The organism is Microvirga sp. P5_D2, assembly GCF_054049475.1.
The window spans coordinates 1-2,340 of sequence record NZ_JBFUMH010000332.1 but is presented as its reverse complement, the minus strand read 5'-3'; the positions used below and the strand labels follow the sequence as shown (position 1 = coordinate 2,340).

The window sequence follows — 2,340 nt, the reverse complement described above, 5'->3', positions numbered from 1 at the left end:
GCGTAATACATCGTCGGACCACCCGACGGGAGCAAGGTGGGCTTGCTTCGAAAAGATGGAGAGCACTCTTATGATGCAGGAGGATCTCCATGCCCCAGACACGCTTTACGAAAGAGTTTCGGGATGAGGCTGTGCGGCTTGCGCTGACCAGCGGCCGCAGCCAGCGTGCGGTTGCCGCGGATCTCGGCGTGGGTCTATCGACCCTGCGCCACTGGATGGATCGCCGCCGCGGGCGCGAGATCGACGCTCCGCCCGAAGACCGCCAAGAGGAGATGGTGGCCGAGCTGAAGCGGCTGCGACGCGAGAACGAGATCCTGCGCCAAGAGCGAGAAATCCTGAAGAAGGCCACGGCTTTTTTCGCCAAGGAGGGAAGTCGATGAGGTTCCGCTTCATCGATGCGGCGAAAGAGAACTTCCCCGTCACGCGTCTATGTCAGGTTCTTGGTGTCAGCCAAAGCGGCTACTTCGCCTGGAGAAGCCGTCTCGCCAGTCCTCGACAACGGGAGGACTTGGTGCTGTTGGCTCATATCCGCTCGGCCTTTGCCCGTTCCAACGGAACCTACGGCAGCCCACGCCTGACTCGCGAGCTGCAAGACGAGGGCTTGGAGGTTGGGCGGCGTCGAACCGCCCGGCTGATGCGCGAGAACAGCCTCAAGGCTCGCCAGACGCGGCGGTTCAAACGGACCACCGACAGCCAGCATGCCTTTCCGGTTGCTCCCAATCTCCTCGACCAGGACTTCTCGACCGATCGCCCCAATCAGAAATGGGCTGCGGACATCTCGTACGTGTGGACGAGCGAGGGCTGGCTCTATCTGGCCGTGATCCTTGATCTCTTCGCCCGGCGTGTGGTCGGTTGGGCGGTCAGTGACCGGCTGCACCAGGAACTGGCTCTGGAAGCGCTGCGCAAGGCGCTGGCGCTCCGGCGACCTGGGAAAGGGTTGATCCATCACACGGACCGCGGCAGCCAATATTGCGCGACGGCTTATCAGGCGGAGTTGAAGAAACATGGCATCCGGATCTCGATGTCCGGGAAAGGCAACTGCTTTGATTGTGAGAATATCAGAGCCGCTCGGAGGGCCTGACCCTTGTTATGATTGACCGCGTGTCATTGCGTTGACGTGTCGGCCTTCCGGGCGGCACCTGACGGTCTGCTGTCGCGTGACTTGATAGGAGCTTGAGGGCACTCGTCCCGTCACAGTCCTGTCCGCCTGCAGGTTCCCGCCAGGGCCTGACCCGCGGAGGACYAGGAATGCATGACACCGATCCCGCCGAGATCATCATCGGCGTCGACACCCACAAGGAGGCCCATGCTGCTGTCGCCATCGACAGATTGGGGGCCCACCTTGGCGCGATGACCCTGCCGGCGAGCCGTAGAGGCTATCAGGAGTTGGAGGCCTGGGCCTGTTCGTTCGGCCGAGTCCAATCCTTTGGTATCGAGGGGACTGGATCATATGGAGCTGGCTTGTCGCGCTTCCTGCAGGAGAGAGGCCATCGCGTCATCGAGGTCAACCGTCCCAATCGCCAAGTCCGGCATCAGCATGGCAAGACGGATCCGCTCGATGCTGAGAGCGCGGCCCGCGCTGTTCTCAGTGGCCAGGCAACGGCGGCTCCGAAGTCGGGCACCAGTTCGGTCGAGATGATCCGGCATCTCAAGGTAGCACGCGACACCGCCGTAAAGAGCCGCACCCAAGCGATGGTCACGCTCAAGACGCTCATCATCAACGCTCCCGCTGTCTTGCGTGAGAGCCTTGAGGGGCTCACCGGCACGATGACACTGGTCCGGCATTTGGCCGCTCTACGGCCAGGCGCGATGAGCGATCCGACAGCCTCGGCCAAAGCAGCCTTACGCGCTCTGGCCCGACGTTGGCTGATGCTCGATGCTGAGATCAAGAGCCACGATGCTGCCCTTGATGCACTGACCACCGCCTGCGCCCCAACTCTGAAGAAGGCTCATGGCATGGCGACCGGCACGGCGGCCGAGATGCTGATCCTGGTGGGCGACAATCCCGAGCGTATTCGCTCCGAAGCAGCCTTCGCCAAACTGTGCGGCGCCTGTCCCATTCCCGCCTCAAGCGGCAAGACATCGCGTCAYCGGCTCAACCGCGGCGGCAACCGTCAGGCCAACGCGGCTCTGTATCGTGTGGTCATTAGCCGGATGCGCAGCCATTCTCCCACTCGTGACTACGTCCGCAAGCGAACGGCAGAGGGTAAGGGCAAGATGGAAATCATTCGCTGTCTCAAGCGCTTTGTCGCACGGGAGATCTTCGGCTATCTGTGCCGCACCAGCAGGCCTCCCGCGGCAATCTCGGCAATCTCTTGACCTCTATAGGAGCATCAACGC

1 protein-coding gene and 1 pseudogene are annotated in these 2,340 nt (G+C 62.2%); both read left to right on the top strand.

Annotated features, from left to right (window positions below):
• Positions 1–89 precede the first annotated feature (89 nt).
• Positions 90–1,048: pseudogene (locus ACXJKO_RS31345) on the top strand (IS3 family transposase); the annotation flags it as partial.
• Between the two features lie 200 nt (positions 1,049–1,248).
• On the top strand, positions 1,249–2,319 hold the full coding sequence (locus ACXJKO_RS31340; protein WP_457094905.1) for an IS110 family RNA-guided transposase: 1,071 nt from the start codon (positions 1,249–1,251) through the stop codon (positions 2,317–2,319).
• The last annotated feature ends 21 nt before the right edge of the window (positions 2,320–2,340 follow it).